Origin of the sequence: Larkinella bovis (genome assembly GCF_042655385.1) — a bacterium.
Lineage (GTDB): Bacteria > Bacteroidota > Bacteroidia > Cytophagales > Spirosomataceae > Larkinella > Larkinella bovis.
On sequence record NZ_JBHSMA010000007.1, the window covers coordinates 192,640 to 210,280 of the forward strand.

The following is a 17,641-nucleotide window of genomic DNA, read 5'->3' on the forward strand; positions in this document are numbered from 1 at the left end:
CCACTCCACACATAACTGAGGTTACCACTGCCCCCACTGGCACTAGCGGTCAACCCCACACTGCCCCCCACACACACGGCACCAGGAGTTGGCACGCTCACCGACAGGCTACAGGGCTGCTGACAGGAGCCCACACTCACACTGGTCATCGCCACCGCCGTACACCCACTGCCACTAGTGACCACCACCGTGTAGGTCCCACTCTGGGACACACTGGCCGGGCTCAGCACCGGGTGTTGCCCATTGCTGGCGTATCCATTGGGGCCCTTCCAACGGTAGCTACTGCCCCCCGAAGCATTTAAATGAATGGATGCGATTCCGTTCGCACAGGCCGTTGTGGAAGACGCCTGCGCAACGGGTAGTCCCTGCACGGTTATGTTCACAACCGCCGAACCGGTACAGTTCGGCCCGGTTACGGTTAGCGTGTAACTTCCATTATGCGTTAGCTGAGCTTCGGTGATAAGCGGATTTTGTAAAGACGACGTAAAATTATTTGGGCCCCTCCAGAAATAACTAGTGAACCCGGCAGTGGCTGTCAGACTGATCGCTCCTCCGACACAAACCGCAGGCGGTATCGCTCCGGCCACAGGATCACAATAACAGGCCTTTACTGTGATTGGAACAGTTACCGCGTGATTGCCACATCCATCCTGGCTATATACGGTTACAGTATAACTCCCACTATGAGAGGTTTGGGCGTTAGAAACCGCCACCGTCTGACCGGTTTCATAAAAATCGTTGGGACCCGTCCAGATATACTCATAAGGCTCTGTTGCCCCGGTAACAGTTGCCGATAAATTGAACCCGCCCCCAATGCAGGCACTGTTGCTAACTAGGGCATTGATAAGCGGTTTCGGAAGAATTTTCAGACTGGTGATGGCCGTTCCCGAACATATGGAGGTCCCGGTGATGACAACCGTGTAACTTCCTGAGTTAGCCGTTGTCGCATTCGGGATTGTGGGACTCTGCAACGTACTGGTAAAACCATGAGGCCCAGTCCAGTAATAGCTGCTTCCGCCTTCCGTTGCCGACAGATAAACCGTCCCGCCTTCGCATACTGGGGAATTACAGATTGCCACCGGCAGTGTTCCAATTACGGCGGTGGCAGTGGCAATTGCCGTGCAATTGTTCGCATCCGTTATTTTAACCGTATAAACTCCGGCGTTGGCCGTAGTTGCCACCGGAATCGTCTGGCTCTGCCCGGTTCTGTTAAAACCGTCTGGGCCTGTCCATACATACTGATACGGTCCGGAGCCGCCCGTAGCCGTAGCGTTTAATACCAATGGGCTTCCTTCACAGGCAGGGTTAATCAGGGCCGTCGGAACAATTTGACACGCTGGACCCGGAACAACAACAATGGCGCAACAGCCACTAATGGCGCAACTTCCGAACATTCCCGAAAACGAATACGTCCCCGGCGACTTGATAATTAATGTACTCCCCGACACCTCCGCCTGACTGGCTGGAAACTGGGCTTGACCGTTACGAGTCCACTGAACATTGGTTAACGAAATGGGAATCGTGACCGTAAATTCATCACCCGCATACCAGTCCAGCGGGACGGAAAAGCAGGTCAAGGCAATGTCATCTTCCGATAAATCGTGGTTATTGGGGATTGAGTTCGGATCGTTTCCCTGGCTAGCAACGACTTCGGTGGTATTAAACCACACCCCTTTCTGAACGACTTTGGCTTTCAGTTCCAGCATAACCGAATCGCCTGCCGCAATGGCCCCGATGTTCCAATTTCCGGTTGCCGGCGTATAAGAACCGCCCCCCCGGAGAATTGTGTAGGTTGAATGCTGTGCTCCAACGGGCAATTCATTGGTAACTAACACCCCACTTGCTGCTCCCGTACCATCATTACCGACCACCAGGGTGTATGAAACCACTTCATTTAGGACGGGATTCGTATTATTTATTCTTTGCTGAACATACAGATTGGGATTCTGGGCTATCACCATGCCGACATTGCATACTAGCAAAAGCAGGAGTTGCCACAGACGGAAATTTCTAAAAGAAATAGTGGAGGGAAATCGGCCTTTTAATTGTTTTGCCAAACAATTAAAAGGCAATGCTGAGAACGGAACATGAGTCTGCAAAGGGACGAAATACCAGAAAATGGTTTTCAATCGACCGTTTGATGCTTTCATAACAGGGTGTGGATTCCTACGACGGTTGTCATCTGACACTGGAAATACTGGCTGCGTCTGAAATCGCATCAATCTGTCCTCCCCTCGGCCATTCTCAAGGCTGGTACAATGGGCAACTGTACGTTGTTGAAAAACGCCTGTATCCAAAGTAGATGTTCTTTTCATCTGATGACCTTTTGTGTCTGTTTCAATGCCTTCGCTCACAAACAGCGTATGCCTTTATTTCAGACTTTACAAATCAATAAAAGTCACTCGTCAGTTGCAGGATTTCACCACATGGCAGCCCAACTAAACTTGTATGCACAAGTTATTATAAGCGAAAATTATGCCACAGCCGTTCAGGACTGAAGAATAGACGGGCCTAAAATCAAAAAACCGGCTCAGTAGCCGGTTTTTTGATTTGTGCCGAACAAATTAGAAGTCGTACCCCAGCGTCAGGTAAGCGATCGGTTTACCGACGACATTGTTTTCAACCCCCCAGGCATAATCAAATTTGACGTAGTAACCGAATAGCATCGTTCGAGCACCAGCCCCGTAGCCCACCAGGAACGGATTTTTGAAGTTGGTAACCGTCGCCTGGAACGGATCGCCGGCACCACCCACAATCTCCGTATTCAGACTATTCTGACGGCTGAACGGCCCTTTACCCGCCCAGGCCGTACCAATATCACTAAAGGCCACCAATTGGAAGTTCCGAAGGAAGTTGGACGTAACCGGTCCGCGGTGCAAATACCGGATAACCGGCAACCGGAACTCCGCATTCGCCAGCATATGGCTGGTTCCGGTCAGCTTACCCAGCCGGAAACCACGCAACGGAGCGGCCAGTTCGAGGAAGAACACATCCCGATTGTCGCGGTTGACCGGCATCGTCAGCGGATTATTGGCTTTCGGATCTTTGACACCTTCGGAAATGCCGATCCAGTTTTCCATCCCACCCAGCGTGCTCTTTTTCGGAGCCCGACCAGCCGAGTGGCTACCCGACAGTCGCAGGGCCAGCACAAAGTCGCGGTGGATACGCTGGTAATGCCGCAGGTCAAGCGCGATCCGGTCAAAGCTTCCCGCGCCCCGCCGAACACCGTTTTCCACCCGTTCCGTCAACCCAACATAATTCTCGTACCGAAGCTTAAACCGGGTTCCTTCGATCATGTTCATGCCGTTGAGGGACGTGTTATCGAAAACGTATTCCGCTTTCGCGCCGGTATAATCAGACGACGCTCCCCCCGGTTGCAACAGATCCAGGTAACGCGTCACGACGTAGAAAGGCGCAATCGTAAACCGGCTGTTGACGGAGATCGGATACGAAGCCGACATGGTCACTTTATTAAACCGGTATTTCTGGTAAAAACTGGGATTGGCGTCGGAGAAGATGGTTTTGCGATCGAAGCGAACGCTATAATCGATCCGGTCTACCAGTTTATGGTATTCGGCAAACAGGTCGCTATTGCGCAGGTTTGTGGTGATAAATAAACCGGCCCGGATGATATGATTCTCCAGCAGGTCGTTCATCGTCAGGGACTGAAAATAACCGAAGCCCCGAATCGGATCGATGCGCCAGTCGGAACTGGCATCACTGGCGACGAATAACCCCTGATACTTGAACGGTCCGCGAATGGTTACGTTTTCGCGCCGGCGGGTCCGGGGAATCGACAGGGATGCGGTTGTACTTTGCGTGGGCCGGCGTTGCCGGTATTCGATGGACTTGGCCACATCGCTATCAAATTGGTAATTGTCCGTATCCACCTCCCCCGGTTCCAGTTTCATAGTGGACGAAGACGATAAGGCGGTCGAATCAACCGCGGCCGGAGCCGGGGCATTGGTTACCGGGGCCAACTGTTTGCTGGTTACTTCCGCTTTGGGTACTTCCAGCACCGTCGCCCGGCGCGTTAGCGGAAGCTGTAGCGATTGGCTCAGGTTGACGCGGGAACGGAAACCGATCACTTCACTCCCGTTCCGGATCTGGCTGTAAACCATGGCCCCCGAAGTGGGGTTCAGATCAAACCGGCGAATGCCCTGGCTAAAACCGGTCACCAGCTCTTTCGTTTTATTTTCCAGATCCAACCGGACCAGGTTCCGAACCCCCGTTGCATCATCAAGAAAATAGATGGTGTTTTCGCTCGAGGCAACCGGACGAATGGCCGTACTCAGGGAGTCGGTCAACCGCGTGACTGCTTCGGCCCGGGGTGTCCCATCGTGCATGAACAGGCTGAGTTGGTTGCGTATGGTTTTATACGTTCCCTTGTCAACGCCCAGCGAGTCGATCCGGCGGTTGGACGCAAAGACGATCTGACGGGTCCGGCCCACAAATTGCGGATACAGATCGTCGTACAAATCATTGGTCAGCTGCTGAGCCGTCCCCCGTCCGATACTAAACAGGTATAAATCGTTCTGCCCCCGGCGGTCGGCGCTGAAAACCACACTTGCTCCGTCGTCGGACGCATCCATATCCACCACCTGACTAACCCCCCGAACGATAACCCGCTGCTTGAGTTTCGGCTTCTTATCAAGTTCGGTATAGATATAGAGATAAGTCTGTCCTTTTTCTTCCGTCAAGACGAGCAGATTATTGCGCTGAAAAGTCACGAGTGGGGAAGCCGGTTTGACCGGGGATTCATCCTGCTTGTAACCGCCTTTCCGAATGACGTATTTTTTCTGGGTTTGGGTGTTGACGAGCACGACTTCGTATTTGCCGCGCCAGGCCGTGCCGTACGCATAATGGCTCTGATCGGGGCTGAGCTTCAGGCTGGTCAGCTGCGACGGTTCTTTGGACGTTGAAACCGTTACCTGGAAGGTATCATCACCGGACTTATACGCTTCACTGATGGGCTTGGCCATTGATGCGTAGTATTCGCGCCATTCCCGCAAAAACCGGGAATACGGAACGCCAAGGGTACTGGCGATACTGTTCTGCTCATTCCGGATAATCCGGGTCAGGTTCAGAATGTTGGAAATATTGTCTTTCCCGTACCGTTCGGCAATGTAGTTCCAGATCGAGTGACCGATGTACATGGCTTCCTCGCCAACCAGCGACGACGGTTTGCGAACCGGACGCGTCAGGGCAACATCGCGCATGTAATCATCCATATCGACACTCCAGCCATCGGCAATATATGATGCGATCCCGGGCATGTACCATTCCGGCAGCGAAAGCAGCAACGAACTTTGCAAGGCATCCTTCAGGCTACCACCATACAGCATGTCGTACACAAAAAGTAACGAAACTTCTTTGATGAGTTGCTTGCGGAAACTAATCTGATCACCCGTAAAAGCCAGTTCCAGCCGGGATTTGGCAAGGCTCAATTCCTTGTAATTGGTGCCGCTGGGAGCGCTCAGACCGATGTTACTCTGGGCCAGTTCCTGGGGCGAGTTGTAAATAAATACCTTGATCCGATTATAAGGAGTATACCCCAGGATTTCCGTAATGCGGTCAAAATCGGTTTCGGCATACTGCGCGGCCAGGTTGGCAATCTGATTACCATCCTGGTAAAAGTAAATTTCAAAGTTGGAGGTCTTGATGACCTTCCAGTCGAATTTGCGGTACTGGATGCGGTTTCGGCCGAATTGTTCCTGCGAAGGATAATTCTGGGCCATCGCCCCCACACCCAGCAACAGTCCGGCAATGCACAGTATAACTTGCTTACTCATATTAAACTACTTTTAGGCATCGTTTCGGGTCTGACCTAAACCGGCGGACAGCCAACCCTAGACATCTTTTTTTCCACTGTAATATAACGAAAAGCTACGCGCAATATTCACCTCCGGATCTAATTCTTTCCGGCCCTCCAGAAAGTCGGCAAACTGACCGGCAAAAAAAGGCGCTAAAGATACCCCTTTGGTACCCAATCCGTTAAAAATGCCCAGGGTCGAAAAAGCCGGATGCAGCCCAATTAACGGACGCCGGTCCTTCGTAGCCGGGCGGATGCCAACCCGCTGCCCGACAACCCGGTAAGGCACTTTTAACAACGGCTGTAATTTCTGCTCTAAGAACGCTTTTCCGTCTTCGGTTGTTTGCCAGTCGATATCGTGCCAGGTATAAGTGGCCCCAACCCGGTAACAATTTGATTGAACGGGCATTATAAAGACTCCCTGGTTAACGATATCGGAAATTCCGTATTGGTCCATCTCAACATCCAGCGTCTGCCCTTTCACCGGATTATAGGGCAACCAGTCGAACCACGGATTCTGGCTGGCGTACGGCCCCTCGCACACAATCAGTTTATCGAACGTCTGCCCCTGCCAGAAAACCGCCTTCTCACTGATTTCTACTTCCTTATAATCAAAAACCGCTTCGATATATTGCTCCTTCTCCCGAAAAAATGTTCGGATGACTTCCAGAAAAACCGGCACATCCAGCCAGCCCGACTGGGTGACCGCCAACCCGCCGTAGGGATTACGAATATAAGGTGCATAGGTCTGATCGTCTACCGGTTCAAGCACATACTGGCGAATACCCTCATCGGCGGTCTGGGCCAGATATGTATTTTGTTCCTCCACGGAACGGTAAGGGCGGTAAATGGTGGACGAATGCAGCAAGGGAACGCCCAACTGCTTACCAATATCGCCGTAAAACCGGTGCAGATAGGGAAACAACACATCCGCTTTCCAGGTCCGGACCAGTTTTTTGCCGGTTAACGGGTTAAAAATCCCTGCGGCCGCCATCGATGCCGAGGGGCGTTGGGAGGCATTCACCAGAACCACTTTTTTACCCCGCTGATCCAGCGTCCAGGCCAGCACCGAGCCAGCAATGCCCTGTCCGACAATCAGGTAATCGGCGTTCATGTAGTCAACGGGTTGAAATGCCCTTTGCGGTGAAGTTTCGAGATTTTTTCGTCGGCCAGCTGAATGACCCATTCGGTCTGTTCGTCGAGTGTAATGTACGACGTATCGAGCTCAATAGCATCTTCTGCTTTGCGGAGCGGGCCTTCAGTCCGGTTACTATCGATAAAATCCCGCTTTTTCAGGTTTTCGAGGATACTGTCCAGACCAACCATTTCGCCCCGTTGCAACAACTCGATTTGTCGGCGCTGCGCCCGAATAACCGGGTCGGCGGTCATAAAAATCTTCAACTCAGCGTCTGGAAATACTTTCGTTCCAATATCGCGGCCATCCATAACGACGCCCCGTTTCCGGCCCATCCGCTGCTGCTGCGCTACCAGGGCATATCGTACTTGCGGAATGGCGCTTACTTCGCTAACGATATTGGAAATATACATTTTCCGAATTTCCTCCTCCACATTTAACCCATTGAGGCAGGTTTCATTCCGGCCCGTTTTTGGGTTGAAATTGAAGGTTATATGAATATCGTGCAGAGCATCTTCCACCGCTTTGGGATTGGTCAATGCTACATGGTGCTGGCTAAAATACAAACTAACGGACCGGTACATCGCCCCCGTGTCGATATAGGCATAGCCCATCCGGGCCGCCACCTGTTTGGCCGTCGTACTTTTCCCGCAACTGGAATAGCCGTCGATGGCAATGACAATTTTTGGCATGAGTGCAAAGAAACAACTTTCCGGGGAACTCTACTGCTTCCGCGCGTAGGAAATGGCATTCTGCCGGGCGACAAATTCGGCCCGGAGCATGGCGAAGATGTGTTCGTCGAGGTATTGGTTATTTTTGAACGCAGCTTTTTTCAAAATAGCTTCCGGTCGAAAACCGGCCTGCTCCAGCACCCGCATCGAGACATGGTTGCCCTCCAGCACACAGCCAAACAGGCGATTGACCTGAAAATTAACGAAGATGTAATTGACCATGGCCGGTACGACCTCCGTCATGATGCCCTGTCCCCAGTGCGATTCACCCAGCCAGTAACCGATTTCGGCATTGTGTCGATAAATGTCTTCCTTAATGGTAAAACCCACATTGCCAACGGCTTTCCCACCAATATCAATGGCCAGATTAACCGGCTGCTGGTACGACCGGTTCATCCGTATCCACGAACTGGCATCCCGCACGGTGTAAGGATGCGGAAAAAAGTCACGAACACGGTCCCAGATTTTACGGTTATTGGCGTGCTCCGATAACGAAAACTCATCGCCATCGCGCCAGGGACGTAGCGCACAGGTATCCAGATAAATCGTTGCCAACTTGCGGGGCGTTTTTGGCCAATATACGCTTTTTACAATACGGCTTTTTACTTTTTGGTTATGAATTTTGCACCAGCACCACGGAAAGGCTCCGGGCACCGTGCGCACCAATAACTAAAGCCTGTTCAATATCAGCGGTTTTCGACGGCCCGGCAATAAAAGCGCCAAAACCGGATTCGCCGACGTTCAGCCGGTCATACGCATCGTGCATATTCGGCACCAGAGCCGTCGTAGGCAGCAGCAACACCAGATGCTGGCAGATAAACGGCAATACCCTATGGCCTCCGCGCTCCTCCGGCACCCAGATGGCTGAATTTTCGGCCACGCCAAGCACCCCCTGAATAATCGCCAGATCGACGGCTTCCAACCGGTGCGGATCCTCGACATCGGCGGTGGCGGTAGCCAGGTGATCCAGCGCAGGCACCTTGCTGACGATGTTGGACAGATCGCCATACGTCTGCCGGATATAGGTTTCCGCTTCGCCGAAATTTGCCACAACGACGGGGGTTCCGCCGATAAACCGGAGCATTTCCGAAAATTTGGCAACCAGATCGGGATAATCAGCCTGGAAAGTAGCCGTCTCCGGCAAGGGCTGAAACTCGGGTTTGTTCTGCCGGACGGCGGCCAGAATACGTTCGCGACTGCTCATAGTGTATCAGGAATGACCAGCGAATCCGCCATTCTCCCGTTTTAACGTTTAATTCCTAACTCTTACCTCTTTTCACGTACCATTCCCGGAAGCTTTCCTTGGGTGGCTCGGGCATTTCGCGCTGTTTATACCAGGGGTTGAGCGGGTTTGAAACCGAAAAAGGGGCCAGCCGCATCACGGTCCGACCGGCTTTCCCGGAAAACCGGAACAGCTTCGGGTTGGCTAATACGCTCGCCATCAGCTTCATACCCTGCTTTTTACTGTTATCCACGTAGCCTTCTGCCGCCAGCACCTGCCGCCATTTATACAATTGATCGTGAATGTCGATCTTGACCGGGCACACGTTCGAACACGAACCGCAGAGCGTCGACGCAAACGGCAAATCCGCATTTTTACGCATGTCCAGGTTCGGTGCCAGAATGGAGCCTATCGGTCCGGCGACGGCATTATGGTAGCTGTGTCCTCCGCTCCGCCGATAAACCGGGCAGGTGTTCATGCAGGCCCCGCACCGGATACATTTGAGCGAATTCCGGAAATCCGGGCGGCCCAATTGGGTGGTCCGGCCATTATCGACAATGATGATGTGCATCGTCTGGCCGGGACGCGGACGGTGAAAATGACTCGAATACGTCGTAATGGGCTGACCGGTGGCGCTGCGGGCCAGTAACCGCAGAAAAACCCCCAGGTGCCGGGCTTTCGGAATAATTTTCTCAATCCCCATGCTGGCAATGTGCACATCGGCCAGGTGGGCCCCCATGTCGGCGTTGCCTTCGTTGGTACACACCACAAAACCGCCGGTTTCGGCCACCGCAAAGTTTACCCCGGTCAGGGCGGCCCGACGCGTCATAAATTTTTCGCGCAGGTGCTGACGGGCCGCTTCGGCCAGGTATTTCGGATCGGAAGCCCCCTTTTCGGTGCCCAGGTGTTCGTGAAAAAGCGCACCGATCTCCTCTTTTTTCTTGTGAATGCAGGGCATCACGATATGGCTGGGCGGTTCCTTGGCAAGCTGCACGACCCGTTCGCCTAAATCCGTATCCACCACATCGACACCCTTTTCGATCAGAAAATCGTTCAGATGGCATTCTTCCGTCAGCATCGACTTGCTTTTGACCATCTGCGTGGCCCCGGTTTCCTGCAGAATCTGGAGCACAATGTCGTTATGCTCCTTGCCATCCGCAGCCCAGTGGACTTTTACCCCGTTCCGGATTGCATTTTGTTCAAATTCAAGAAGATACTCATCCAGATTGGATAGAGCATGCGCCTTTATACGGGAACCCGCTTCGCGCAGGGCTTCCCATTCCGGGATTTGGAAAACCGCCTTGTCGCGTTTTTCACGCACAAACCACAGCGTTTTGTCGTGCCAGGTCGTCCGCTCGACGTCGTGCGTGAATTCTTCAGCAGCCTGAGAATGATTCATCATACTTAAAGGTCATGGACTTCTTCTATGAAATCACTTTAATCCGTTTCTTCCAGGTGAAAAATCTCCTCCACGGTTTTCTCAAACACCTGTGCCAGTTTCAGCGCCAGAATCGTGGAAGGAACGTACCGACCCGTTTCAATGGAATTGATCGTTTGCCGGCTTACGCCAATCCGTTCGGCCAGGTCGGCCTGGGATAAATCCCGTTCGGCCCTGGCCACTTTAATCCGGTTTTTCATAACGCCATCAAAACCGTTCGTTCACTCCGCCGAATAGACAGCCGAAACCGAATGATGAACATGAGCAAAACCGTAAACATATTGTAAATCATCACTTCCAGAAAAAGACCGCCGTGCACCACGAGAATGAGCACGCCCAGCACGATATAATTGATGTAAACCGCCCACTGCAACGACTCCAGTCGCAGCCGGCTGATCATTTCGTCCTCCACTTTTTCTTTCGAGAAAGCGATAAACAGTAAACCGATAATGCTGCCGATGGCCGCGATTTCGTCGGTAAAATTAATCACATTCGCACTAGTGGACAGAAAACTCCCTCCGTCCGTCAGCCACCAGATTGCGCGGAACAAAAAATTCGAATCCGGCGTCGGAGCGTTAAACGCAACGTCCAGAAACGCAAACCGAAAGTCGGCATACCGGGTAAAAAGGCCCAGAACCGCCGACGGAATAAACAACAACCAGCCCATCAACTGGTAACGGTACGGAAATAACCAACGTGTTTTCATAGTCATATCAAATTTAGTTGACCAAATGTAAAACACACTTTACATACAGTCAAAGAAATTTTACAACTATTTTTTATCCGGTTAGTCCTGATTCAGGATTTCCGCAATGTGCATCACCTTCACGGGCAGTTTTTTCCGGCGAACAATGCCTTCCAGATGCATCAGGCACGACATATCGCCCCCCGTCAGCACCTCGGCGCCGTTCCGCACGTGATCTTCCACCCGATCGACACCCATCCGGGCCGAAACCGCTTCTTCAAACACGCAGAACGTTCCCCCAAAACCGCAGCATTCGTCTTTCCGGTCGAGGTCGATCAGCTCCAGGTCATCGACCATGTGCAGCAGTTTTTCCGGTTTGGAAAACGGAGCCGCCACCAGTTCCGACATCTGCGAAAGGTGCAGGCCGCGCTGGCCGTGGCAGCTCTGGTGCAGGCCAACCTTGTGCGGAAACCGCGCCGGCAGGGCCTCCACTTTCAGCACATCAGTCAGAAATTCAGTGAGTTCGTAGATCCGGCTACGGATTTGCTGGGCGTCAGCCTCCCGCTTATCAGAATGCAGGTGGTGTTTGATATGCAACGCGCAACTTCCTGACGGACAGACAATCGCGTCGTAATTATCACCAAAATTATTGACAAACAGCTCGTTGCAGTCGTGGGCCAGATTTTCAAACCCGGAGTTTGCCATGGGTTGCCCGCAACAAGTCTGATTAAGCGGATACGTCACTGTACACCCGAGTTTTTCCAACAGTTGCAGCGTCGCAATGCCGACCTTGGGGTAAAACTGATCAACGTAGCACGGCAAAAAAAGGGCGACTTTCATCGTTTAGTGAGCAGTTAATAGGAACGTTCACTGGCCGAATGGGATTGCTTTTCGTCCCAACCCGCCCTCAACGCCCGTTATTTTTGGGTTTTCGGAAGCGATAGGTTGCCAGAACCGGCAAGTGATCCGACAGCTTCGGTACATTCAGCACCCGGTAGCGAACCAGTTCGAGTTCCCCTTTTTTCAGGCTCAGAATGTAATCGATCCGCGCACCGGAATCCACCAGCGTCGGCGTTTTCGAATCTTTTCCGGCATCCACCCAGCGGTCCATCAGCTTTTCGATCTCCGGATCGTCGGGATCCGTATTCAGGTCCCCGCACCAAATCACCGGCTGAATGCTGTTTTCCAGCGTGTTATTCACAAACGCCAGTTGCAGGTTCCGGTTCAACGGCGACTGGTGATCGAGGTGCGTATTGCAAAACCGGATGGTTTTCTCATTCGGCAATTCCACGTACGCACACTGCAAAATCCGCGGCTCGGTTTTGTCCGGATTCGGCAACATCATCTTCTGACTGGCAATGATAGGATACTTCGACAAGATAGCTGTCCCGTACTTACCTCCCTGAAAATCGATGGCTTTTCCGTACAACGGATTCATGGATGTCAGCCGCGCCAACTGGCTCAGATGGTCCTGCTTCCGGCTACGGGTGGTCACACTATCGACTTCCTGCAGCGCCACCAGATCCGGACTATAGTCCCGAATCAGCCGACCAATCTGCACAATGGTGTTGTGCTCTTTTGCATTGGCGCCGTGGTGAATATTGTAGGTTAAAACGGTAATGGTTGATTGCGCGTTCGTTTCCCGAAAAAATCCACTGACCAGCACAATCAGGAACAGATACACTCTCTGCATGGTTCGTACGGTTGGTTTACGCCAAAAGTACGCACAATTCCCATTCCTGACCGCCTTTTAGGTTTCGGTCAATGCTTAAAGCCGGAAAATGTTATCCAACAGCAACCATTTTTCACCCGGTTTGGCCATCGGCAACGCCTGCTGGTAGGTCCACATCAGGTTTTCCCATTCCTGTACTTTCGGGTTGGCAGCATCCATGGCGGCTTTTTTATCGAATGAAAACGACTCATCGGTTTCCATGATCATGAACAGCCGGTTTCCGATGCGGTAAATTTCCATCGCCGTAACGCCCGCCGACCGGATGCTTTCTTCGATTTCGGGCCGGAGTTTTTCGTGGTATTTTTCGTATTCGGCAATCAGCGCCGGATCGTCTTTGAGGTCAAGGGCTAAACAGTAACGCATACAGAGTGAAGAGTTATGAGGTAAGAATGAAGAGTTAATGAATTTACCCGGCGCTTGTTGACGCCTTCTTTGTTTTTTTACTCATACCTCTTCATTCTTACCTCTTAACGCCACCGGCTGGTATTCTTTCCACCCATAATACGCCACGACCAGGAAGCAGAGCAGCGGGACGATGTAGGCGAGTTTGATGTTGCTCTGGTCGGAGATATACCCCATCAAAACCGGGAATAAAGCCCCACCGGCAATCGCCATCACGAGCAGTGATGAACCGAGTTCAGTATCTTCTTCCAGCCGGTTGATTCCTAAGGAGAAAATGGTGGCAAACATGATCGATTCAAAAAACGGAACGGCAAAAACCGCCCAGACCGCAATCTGCGATTGCATCGTCATGGCCACCGCTAGCAGACCCGCGCTGATCAGCGAATAAATCGTCAGCAGGCGGTTGGCCGCAATGAACCGCGTCAGGTAGGTACCGATAAACCGGCCGATCAGAAAGCCCAGCATGGCCCAGCCCAGCCATTCGGCTGCGGTTTTCTCCGGCACATCGCTGGAAAATTTGGCAAACCGGATGAAAAAGCTCGTCACGCAGACCTGCGCTCCGACGTAGAAAAACTGCGCGATCACGCCCCAGCGCAAATGCCGGTGCCGCCATACCGACCCCAGGGTCGAAGGCGCTTTCTTTTCGTTTTCGCTGATGTCGGGCAGCTTCGTAAACATGAACAAAACCGCCACCGCGACCACCACCACACCGATAATTACGTACGGCATCTTGACCTGATCAGCCTCGTATTGCAGGTAACTGTTGAGCTGCGCCGGCGCCATGGCGCTGAGCTCGGCTTCCGAATGTTCGATTCCGCTCAGAATCACTTTTCCGCCCACGAGCGGAGCCAGAAACGCGCCCAGGCCATTAAACGACTGGCTGAAATTCAGGCGGGTCGTCGCCGTCGCGGGGTCGCCCAGGATCGTCACGTACGGATTGGCCGCGGTTTCCAGAAACGCACAGCCCGAGGCAATGATGAACAGCGCCCCCAGAAAAAAACCGTATAGCCGCGTATCAGCCGCCGGAACGAACAGAAACGCACCCACCGCGTACATCAGCAAACCGGCAATAATGCCCCGCTGGTACCCGTACTTCTTCATCACGTACCCCGCCGGAAGCGCCATCAGAAAATACCCCAGATACACGGCCGAGTCGATCAGCGCCGACTGCAAATCCGTCAACTGACAGGCTTTTTTGAGGTGCGGAATCAGGATGGGTTCCAGGTTATGAACGAAGGCCCACAAAAAAAACAAACTCGTCACGAGCGCAAACGCCATCGTGTAGTTACGTGTGGTACCAGGGGCCGACGCCTTGGTGGAAGAAGGTACGGATGCCATGAAAGGGTTAGCAGTTGGAAGGTTAAAATTCTAGCAGAGCCATCGACAAGGCTTACGTCAGCGCCCGATCCAGGTGGACGTACCCGCCATCGACGTAGATCAACTGCCCGGTCGTGTGGCTTGATTTGTCGGACAACAGAAAGACCACCATATTGGCGATTTCTTCCGGCGTCGTCATCCGTTTTTCGAGCGGAATTTTAGACAGGATGCTGTCCAGCTTGGCCTGCGGATCATCGAAGGTCTTGATCCAGTTTTCGTAGAGGGGCGTCCAGGATTCAGACACCACCACCGCGTTCACCCGGATGCTGTACGGCAACAACTCCACCGCCCATTCGCGCGTCAGGGCGCTCCGTCCCCCGTTGGCAGCCGCGTAGGCCGAGGTATTCCCCTGTCCGGTTTCGCCGGTTTTGGAGGTAATGTTGACAATCGCTCCTTTCGATGCTTTCAGCGCGGGCAGGGCATGGTGTGCCATCAGGTAATAATGGACCATATTTTTGTGGAGCGACTGCATAAACCGCTCGTAATCCCCTTTTTCGAGCCCAACGCCGTCGTTAACACCCGCATTATTGACCAGCCCGTCGATACGCCCGAATTTCGCCAGCGTCTGGTCGACGGCCTTCTTGCATTCCTCCGGCTGGGTCAGTTCGGCCGTGATCGCGAAGGCCTGCGCGCCAATCGCCGTCAGGGCTTCCAGCGCCCGCTGGTTGTCGGCTTCGTTGCGCCCCACAATGACCGGGATGGCGCCTTCGGCGGCCAGGACCGACGAAATTCCTTCGCCAATTCCTTTGGCTCCACCGGTTACAATAATGACTTTCTCTTTCAGGTTCAGGTTCATAAAGGTACACGCGGCCTTCAGGCCGTGACGAGTTTTCAATAAACAGTTTCCACTAAAATTGACACGAGCCAAACCGGCTCGTGGTACTATAAGTTGTAAAAGTTGACCGCGTTGGCCCCAAACACCTTCTGCCGGACTTCCTCGCCCCAGGGCGCAACGTAATTCTCCAGAATGCTTTTCATCCGGTCGTACTCCGCAGCCACCAGGCAAACCGGCCAGTCGGAGCCGAACAGCAGCCGGTCGGGTCCGAACTGTTCGAAAACCACATCCAGATACGGCTGGAAGTCTTCCGGTTTCCAGTGCTGCCAGTCGGCTTCCGTCACCATCCCCGACACTTTGCAGTAAACATTCGGGTGTTTCGCAATCTCGGTCATGTAATTCGACCAGGTGCGGATTTTTTGGTCCCTGATGTACGGTTTGGCAAGATGATCGACGATGAACGATACTTCCGGCACTTCGCGCACCAGATGGAAGGCGGCTTTGAGCTGATTGGGATAAATCAGGATGTCGTAGGTAAAGTCAAAAGCCGCCAGTTGCCGGACACCCCGAATGAATTCCGGACGCGTCATAAAGTCTTCCGGTTCGGCCTGGACCACGTGCCGGAAGCCCTTCAGTTCCTCGTACTGCGAAAAAAACTCCAGTCGGTCATACAGATTTGAAGCCCGTAAATCGACCCAGCCGACCACCCCTTTGATAAACCCGTAGGCTTCGGCCAGTTGCAACAGAAACAACGTTTCCGCTTCCGACTGATCGGCCTGCACGGCTACACAGCCATCGATCCCGTTCTGTCGTAAAACCGGCTCCAGATCGGCGGGCAGAAAATCCCGCCGAATCCGCTGCATATCTTCCGTAATCCAACTGTCCCGCTCCGGATTGTAGAGCCAGAAATGCTGGTGAGAATCAATCATTATTTAGGTAAGGGTTATGAGTTAAGAATTAAGAGTTAAATATTCAGGATCATCCTCACGGACAATGTTCGTATTTTCCTGAGTCGTCAGTAAGATGGAACTTAAGATTTTTATCAATTCCTCACAGTCACTCAACATGGAGGTTGCCATACGCTCATTCAGGTAATTGGTAGCTTGAAGTAACCGAAGCCAATAGCGGGTTTCACGCGCTTCTTTGTAAGCGATACCCATTTTAGCGGTGAAATCTTTGCGACTATATCCGCCAGCGGCTTCCTCGACATTCGCTCCGATTGACGTACCGCTTCTTAGTAATTGCTCTGCAATTTTATAAGGCACCTTAGTATCGACCAACCATTTATACAGGTTGACCGTCCGAACCCCAAACGCAAACGTTTTTCCCTGAACAATACTTTCCTTACGGTCCATAAGCACTCAATGCCGTTTTTCAAACTCTTAACTCATAACTTTTCATTTTTAACTATAAGAAACAGCCGTCTGCTTTTGGGTTCCCAGGCCATCGATGCCCAGTTCAACGACGTCACCCGGTTTCAGGAACCGTTGCGGTTTCAGGCCCATCCCTACCCCGGCCGGAGTACCCGTAGAAATCACATCGCCCGGTAACAACGTCATGAACTGGCTAATATAGCTGACCAGCGTCGGAACGTCAAAAATCATGTCGTCGGTATTGGAATCCTGCAACGTTTCGCCATTGAGCCGCAGCCAGAGACCCAATTTATTCGGATTCGGCACTTCGTCTGTCGTAACCAGGAACGGACCCAGCGGAGCAAAGGTATCGGCGCTTTTGCCTTTCACCCATTGCCCACCCCGCTCGAGTTGGAACGCCCGCTCGCTGTAATCGTTGTGAACGGCGTAACCGGCGATGTAATCGAAGGCTTCTTCCTTGGAAACGTAGGTCGCTTTTTTGCCGATGATGATGGCCAGCTCAACTTCCCAGTCGGTTTTTTCGGATTTCTTCGGAATAATGACGTTATCGTCGGGGCCTACCAACGCTGTCGTCGATTTGAAGAACAGAATGGGTTCCGCCGGTACCGGGGCGTTGGTTTCGGCCGCGTGCTTGGCGTAGTTCAGGCCGACGCAAACGATCTTGGAAGGCCGTTTGATGCACGACGCACGACGCACGTTTCCGGGCACCGACGGGCAATTGCCTTCGTTGGTTTTCAACCATTCAGCCAGTTTTTCCAGCCCATTATTGGTAAAAAAAGCTTCGTCGTAATCTTGTCCAAATGCCGATACATCCAGACTGGCCCCCGAAGGCAGCATCACACCGGGGCGCTCTTGGTCCGGCGCACCAAATCGAAATAGTTTCATGTGGAGGGTTTACTTTTAAAAATAAAGAGACAAAAACGCGATTTATAACCGTGCGCGCAAAAATAAAGCGCCGG

The 17,641-nt window shown here is 52.5% G+C and carries 16 protein-coding genes and 1 pseudogene; all 17 read right to left on the reverse strand.

The genetic code is table 11. The features are described 5' to 3' along the window. Positions 1-1,889, reverse strand: a pseudogene (locus ACFPMF_RS20280) (hypothetical protein); the annotation flags it as partial. A 675-nt stretch (positions 1,890-2,564) separates the two neighbouring features. Further along, on the reverse strand, positions 2,565-5,792 hold the full coding sequence (locus ACFPMF_RS20285; protein ID WP_379848562.1) for a hypothetical protein: 3,228 nt from the start codon (positions 5,790-5,792) through the stop codon (positions 2,565-2,567). Positions 5,793-5,849: 57 nt separating this feature from the next. After that, positions 5,850-6,926 (reverse strand): NAD(P)/FAD-dependent oxidoreductase, encoded by a 1,077-nt coding sequence (locus tag ACFPMF_RS20290; protein ID WP_379848563.1) that lies wholly within the window; start codon positions 6,924-6,926, stop codon positions 5,850-5,852. After that, positions 6,923-7,639 (reverse strand): (d)CMP kinase, encoded by a 717-nt coding sequence (gene cmk / locus ACFPMF_RS20295; RefSeq protein ID WP_379848564.1) that lies wholly within the window; start codon positions 7,637-7,639, stop codon positions 6,923-6,925. Before cmk ends, ACFPMF_RS20290 begins: the two co-directional genes overlap by 4 nt. A gap of 30 nt (positions 7,640-7,669) precedes the next feature. Continuing rightward, entirely contained in the window at positions 7,670-8,233 is a 564-nt protein-coding gene (locus ACFPMF_RS20300; protein WP_379848565.1) for a GNAT family N-acetyltransferase, read from the reverse strand. Between the two features lie 58 nt (positions 8,234-8,291). After that, on the reverse strand, positions 8,292-8,882 hold the full coding sequence (locus ACFPMF_RS20305) for a LutC/YkgG family protein (RefSeq protein WP_379848566.1): 591 nt from the start codon (positions 8,880-8,882) through the stop codon (positions 8,292-8,294). Between the two features lie 55 nt (positions 8,883-8,937). Beyond that, positions 8,938-10,299, reverse strand: coding sequence for a lactate utilization protein B (locus ACFPMF_RS20310; RefSeq protein ID WP_379848567.1), 1,362 nt, complete (start codon positions 10,297-10,299; stop codon positions 8,938-8,940). A gap of 38 nt (positions 10,300-10,337) precedes the next feature. After that, a complete protein-coding gene (locus ACFPMF_RS20315; protein ID WP_379848568.1) occupies positions 10,338-10,538 on the reverse strand; it encodes a helix-turn-helix transcriptional regulator in 201 nt (66 codons plus the stop codon). Beyond that, complete coding sequence (locus tag ACFPMF_RS20320) at positions 10,535-11,044, reverse strand: hypothetical protein (RefSeq protein ID WP_379848569.1); 510 nt, start codon at positions 11,042-11,044, stop codon at positions 10,535-10,537. Before ACFPMF_RS20320 ends, ACFPMF_RS20315 begins: the two co-directional genes overlap by 4 nt. 81 nt (positions 11,045-11,125) lie before the next feature. Further along, positions 11,126-11,863: a (Fe-S)-binding protein gene (locus tag ACFPMF_RS20325; protein ID WP_379848570.1), complete on the reverse strand. Its 738-nt coding sequence runs from the start codon at positions 11,861-11,863 to the stop codon at positions 11,126-11,128. 67 nt (positions 11,864-11,930) lie between these two features. Beyond that, positions 11,931-12,716, reverse strand: coding sequence for an endonuclease/exonuclease/phosphatase family protein (locus tag ACFPMF_RS20330; protein ID WP_379848571.1), 786 nt, complete (start codon positions 12,714-12,716; stop codon positions 11,931-11,933). Between the two features lie 75 nt (positions 12,717-12,791). Further along, positions 12,792-13,118, reverse strand: a complete 327-nt coding sequence (locus tag ACFPMF_RS20335; protein ID WP_379848572.1) for an L-rhamnose mutarotase — start codon at positions 13,116-13,118, stop codon at positions 12,792-12,794. Between the two features lie 81 nt (positions 13,119-13,199). Beyond that, entirely contained in the window at positions 13,200-14,495 is a 1,296-nt protein-coding gene (gene fucP, locus ACFPMF_RS20340) for an L-fucose:H+ symporter permease (RefSeq protein WP_379848573.1), read from the reverse strand. Between the two features lie 52 nt (positions 14,496-14,547). Then, positions 14,548-15,330 carry an L-fucose dehydrogenase gene (locus ACFPMF_RS20345; RefSeq protein ID WP_379848613.1) on the reverse strand — a complete coding sequence of 261 codons (783 nt, stop codon included), beginning with the start codon at positions 15,328-15,330 and terminating at the stop codon, positions 14,548-14,550. Between the two features lie 86 nt (positions 15,331-15,416). Beyond that, positions 15,417-16,241, reverse strand: coding sequence for an amidohydrolase family protein (locus ACFPMF_RS20350; RefSeq protein WP_379848614.1), 825 nt, complete (start codon positions 16,239-16,241; stop codon positions 15,417-15,419). Positions 16,242-16,259: 18 nt separating this feature from the next. After that, the gene (locus ACFPMF_RS20355; RefSeq protein ID WP_379848574.1) at positions 16,260-16,664 is read right to left on the reverse strand and encodes a four helix bundle protein; all 405 of its coding nucleotides are present in this window, start codon (positions 16,662-16,664) and stop codon (positions 16,260-16,262) included. Between the two features lie 48 nt (positions 16,665-16,712). After that, a complete protein-coding gene (locus ACFPMF_RS20360) occupies positions 16,713-17,567 on the reverse strand; it encodes a fumarylacetoacetate hydrolase family protein (RefSeq protein WP_379848575.1) in 855 nt (284 codons plus the stop codon). Between the last annotated feature and the right edge of the window lie 74 nt (positions 17,568-17,641).

What these genes read in the sequence shown, in the direction of transcription:
- ACFPMF_RS20285 (WP_379848562.1), bottom strand. Translation starts at nt 5,792, where the DNA reads ATGAGTAAGCAAGTTATACTGTGCATTGCCGGACTGTTGCTGGGTGTG.
- ACFPMF_RS20290 (WP_379848563.1), bottom strand. Translation starts at nt 6,926, where the DNA reads ATGAACGCCGATTACCTGATTGTCGGACAGGGCATTGCTGGCTCGGTG.
- cmk (WP_379848564.1), bottom strand. Translation starts at nt 7,639, where the DNA reads ATGCCAAAAATTGTCATTGCCATCGACGGCTATTCCAGTTGCGGGAAA.
- ACFPMF_RS20305 (WP_379848566.1), bottom strand. Translation starts at nt 8,882, where the DNA reads ATGAGCAGTCGCGAACGTATTCTGGCCGCCGTCCGGCAGAACAAACCC.
- ACFPMF_RS20310 (WP_379848567.1), bottom strand. Translation starts at nt 10,299, where the DNA reads ATGAATCATTCTCAGGCTGCTGAAGAATTCACGCACGACGTCGAGCGG.
- ACFPMF_RS20315 (WP_379848568.1), bottom strand. Translation starts at nt 10,538, where the DNA reads ATGAAAAACCGGATTAAAGTGGCCAGGGCCGAACGGGATTTATCCCAG.
- ACFPMF_RS20320 (WP_379848569.1), bottom strand. Translation starts at nt 11,044, where the DNA reads ATGAAAACACGTTGGTTATTTCCGTACCGTTACCAGTTGATGGGCTGG.
- ACFPMF_RS20325 (WP_379848570.1), bottom strand. Translation starts at nt 11,863, where the DNA reads ATGAAAGTCGCCCTTTTTTTGCCGTGCTACGTTGATCAGTTTTACCCC.
- ACFPMF_RS20330 (WP_379848571.1), bottom strand. Translation starts at nt 12,716, where the DNA reads ATGCAGAGAGTGTATCTGTTCCTGATTGTGCTGGTCAGTGGATTTTTT.
- ACFPMF_RS20335 (WP_379848572.1), bottom strand. Translation starts at nt 13,118, where the DNA reads ATGCGTTACTGTTTAGCCCTTGACCTCAAAGACGATCCGGCGCTGATT.
- fucP (WP_379848573.1), bottom strand. Translation starts at nt 14,495, where the DNA reads ATGGCATCCGTACCTTCTTCCACCAAGGCGTCGGCCCCTGGTACCACA.
- ACFPMF_RS20345 (WP_379848613.1), bottom strand. Translation starts at nt 15,330, where the DNA reads ATGAACCTGAACCTGAAAGAGAAAGTCATTATTGTAACCGGTGGAGCC.
- ACFPMF_RS20355 (WP_379848574.1), bottom strand. Translation starts at nt 16,664, where the DNA reads ATGGACCGTAAGGAAAGTATTGTTCAGGGAAAAACGTTTGCGTTTGGG.
- ACFPMF_RS20360 (WP_379848575.1), bottom strand. Translation starts at nt 17,567, where the DNA reads ATGAAACTATTTCGATTTGGTGCGCCGGACCAAGAGCGCCCCGGTGTG.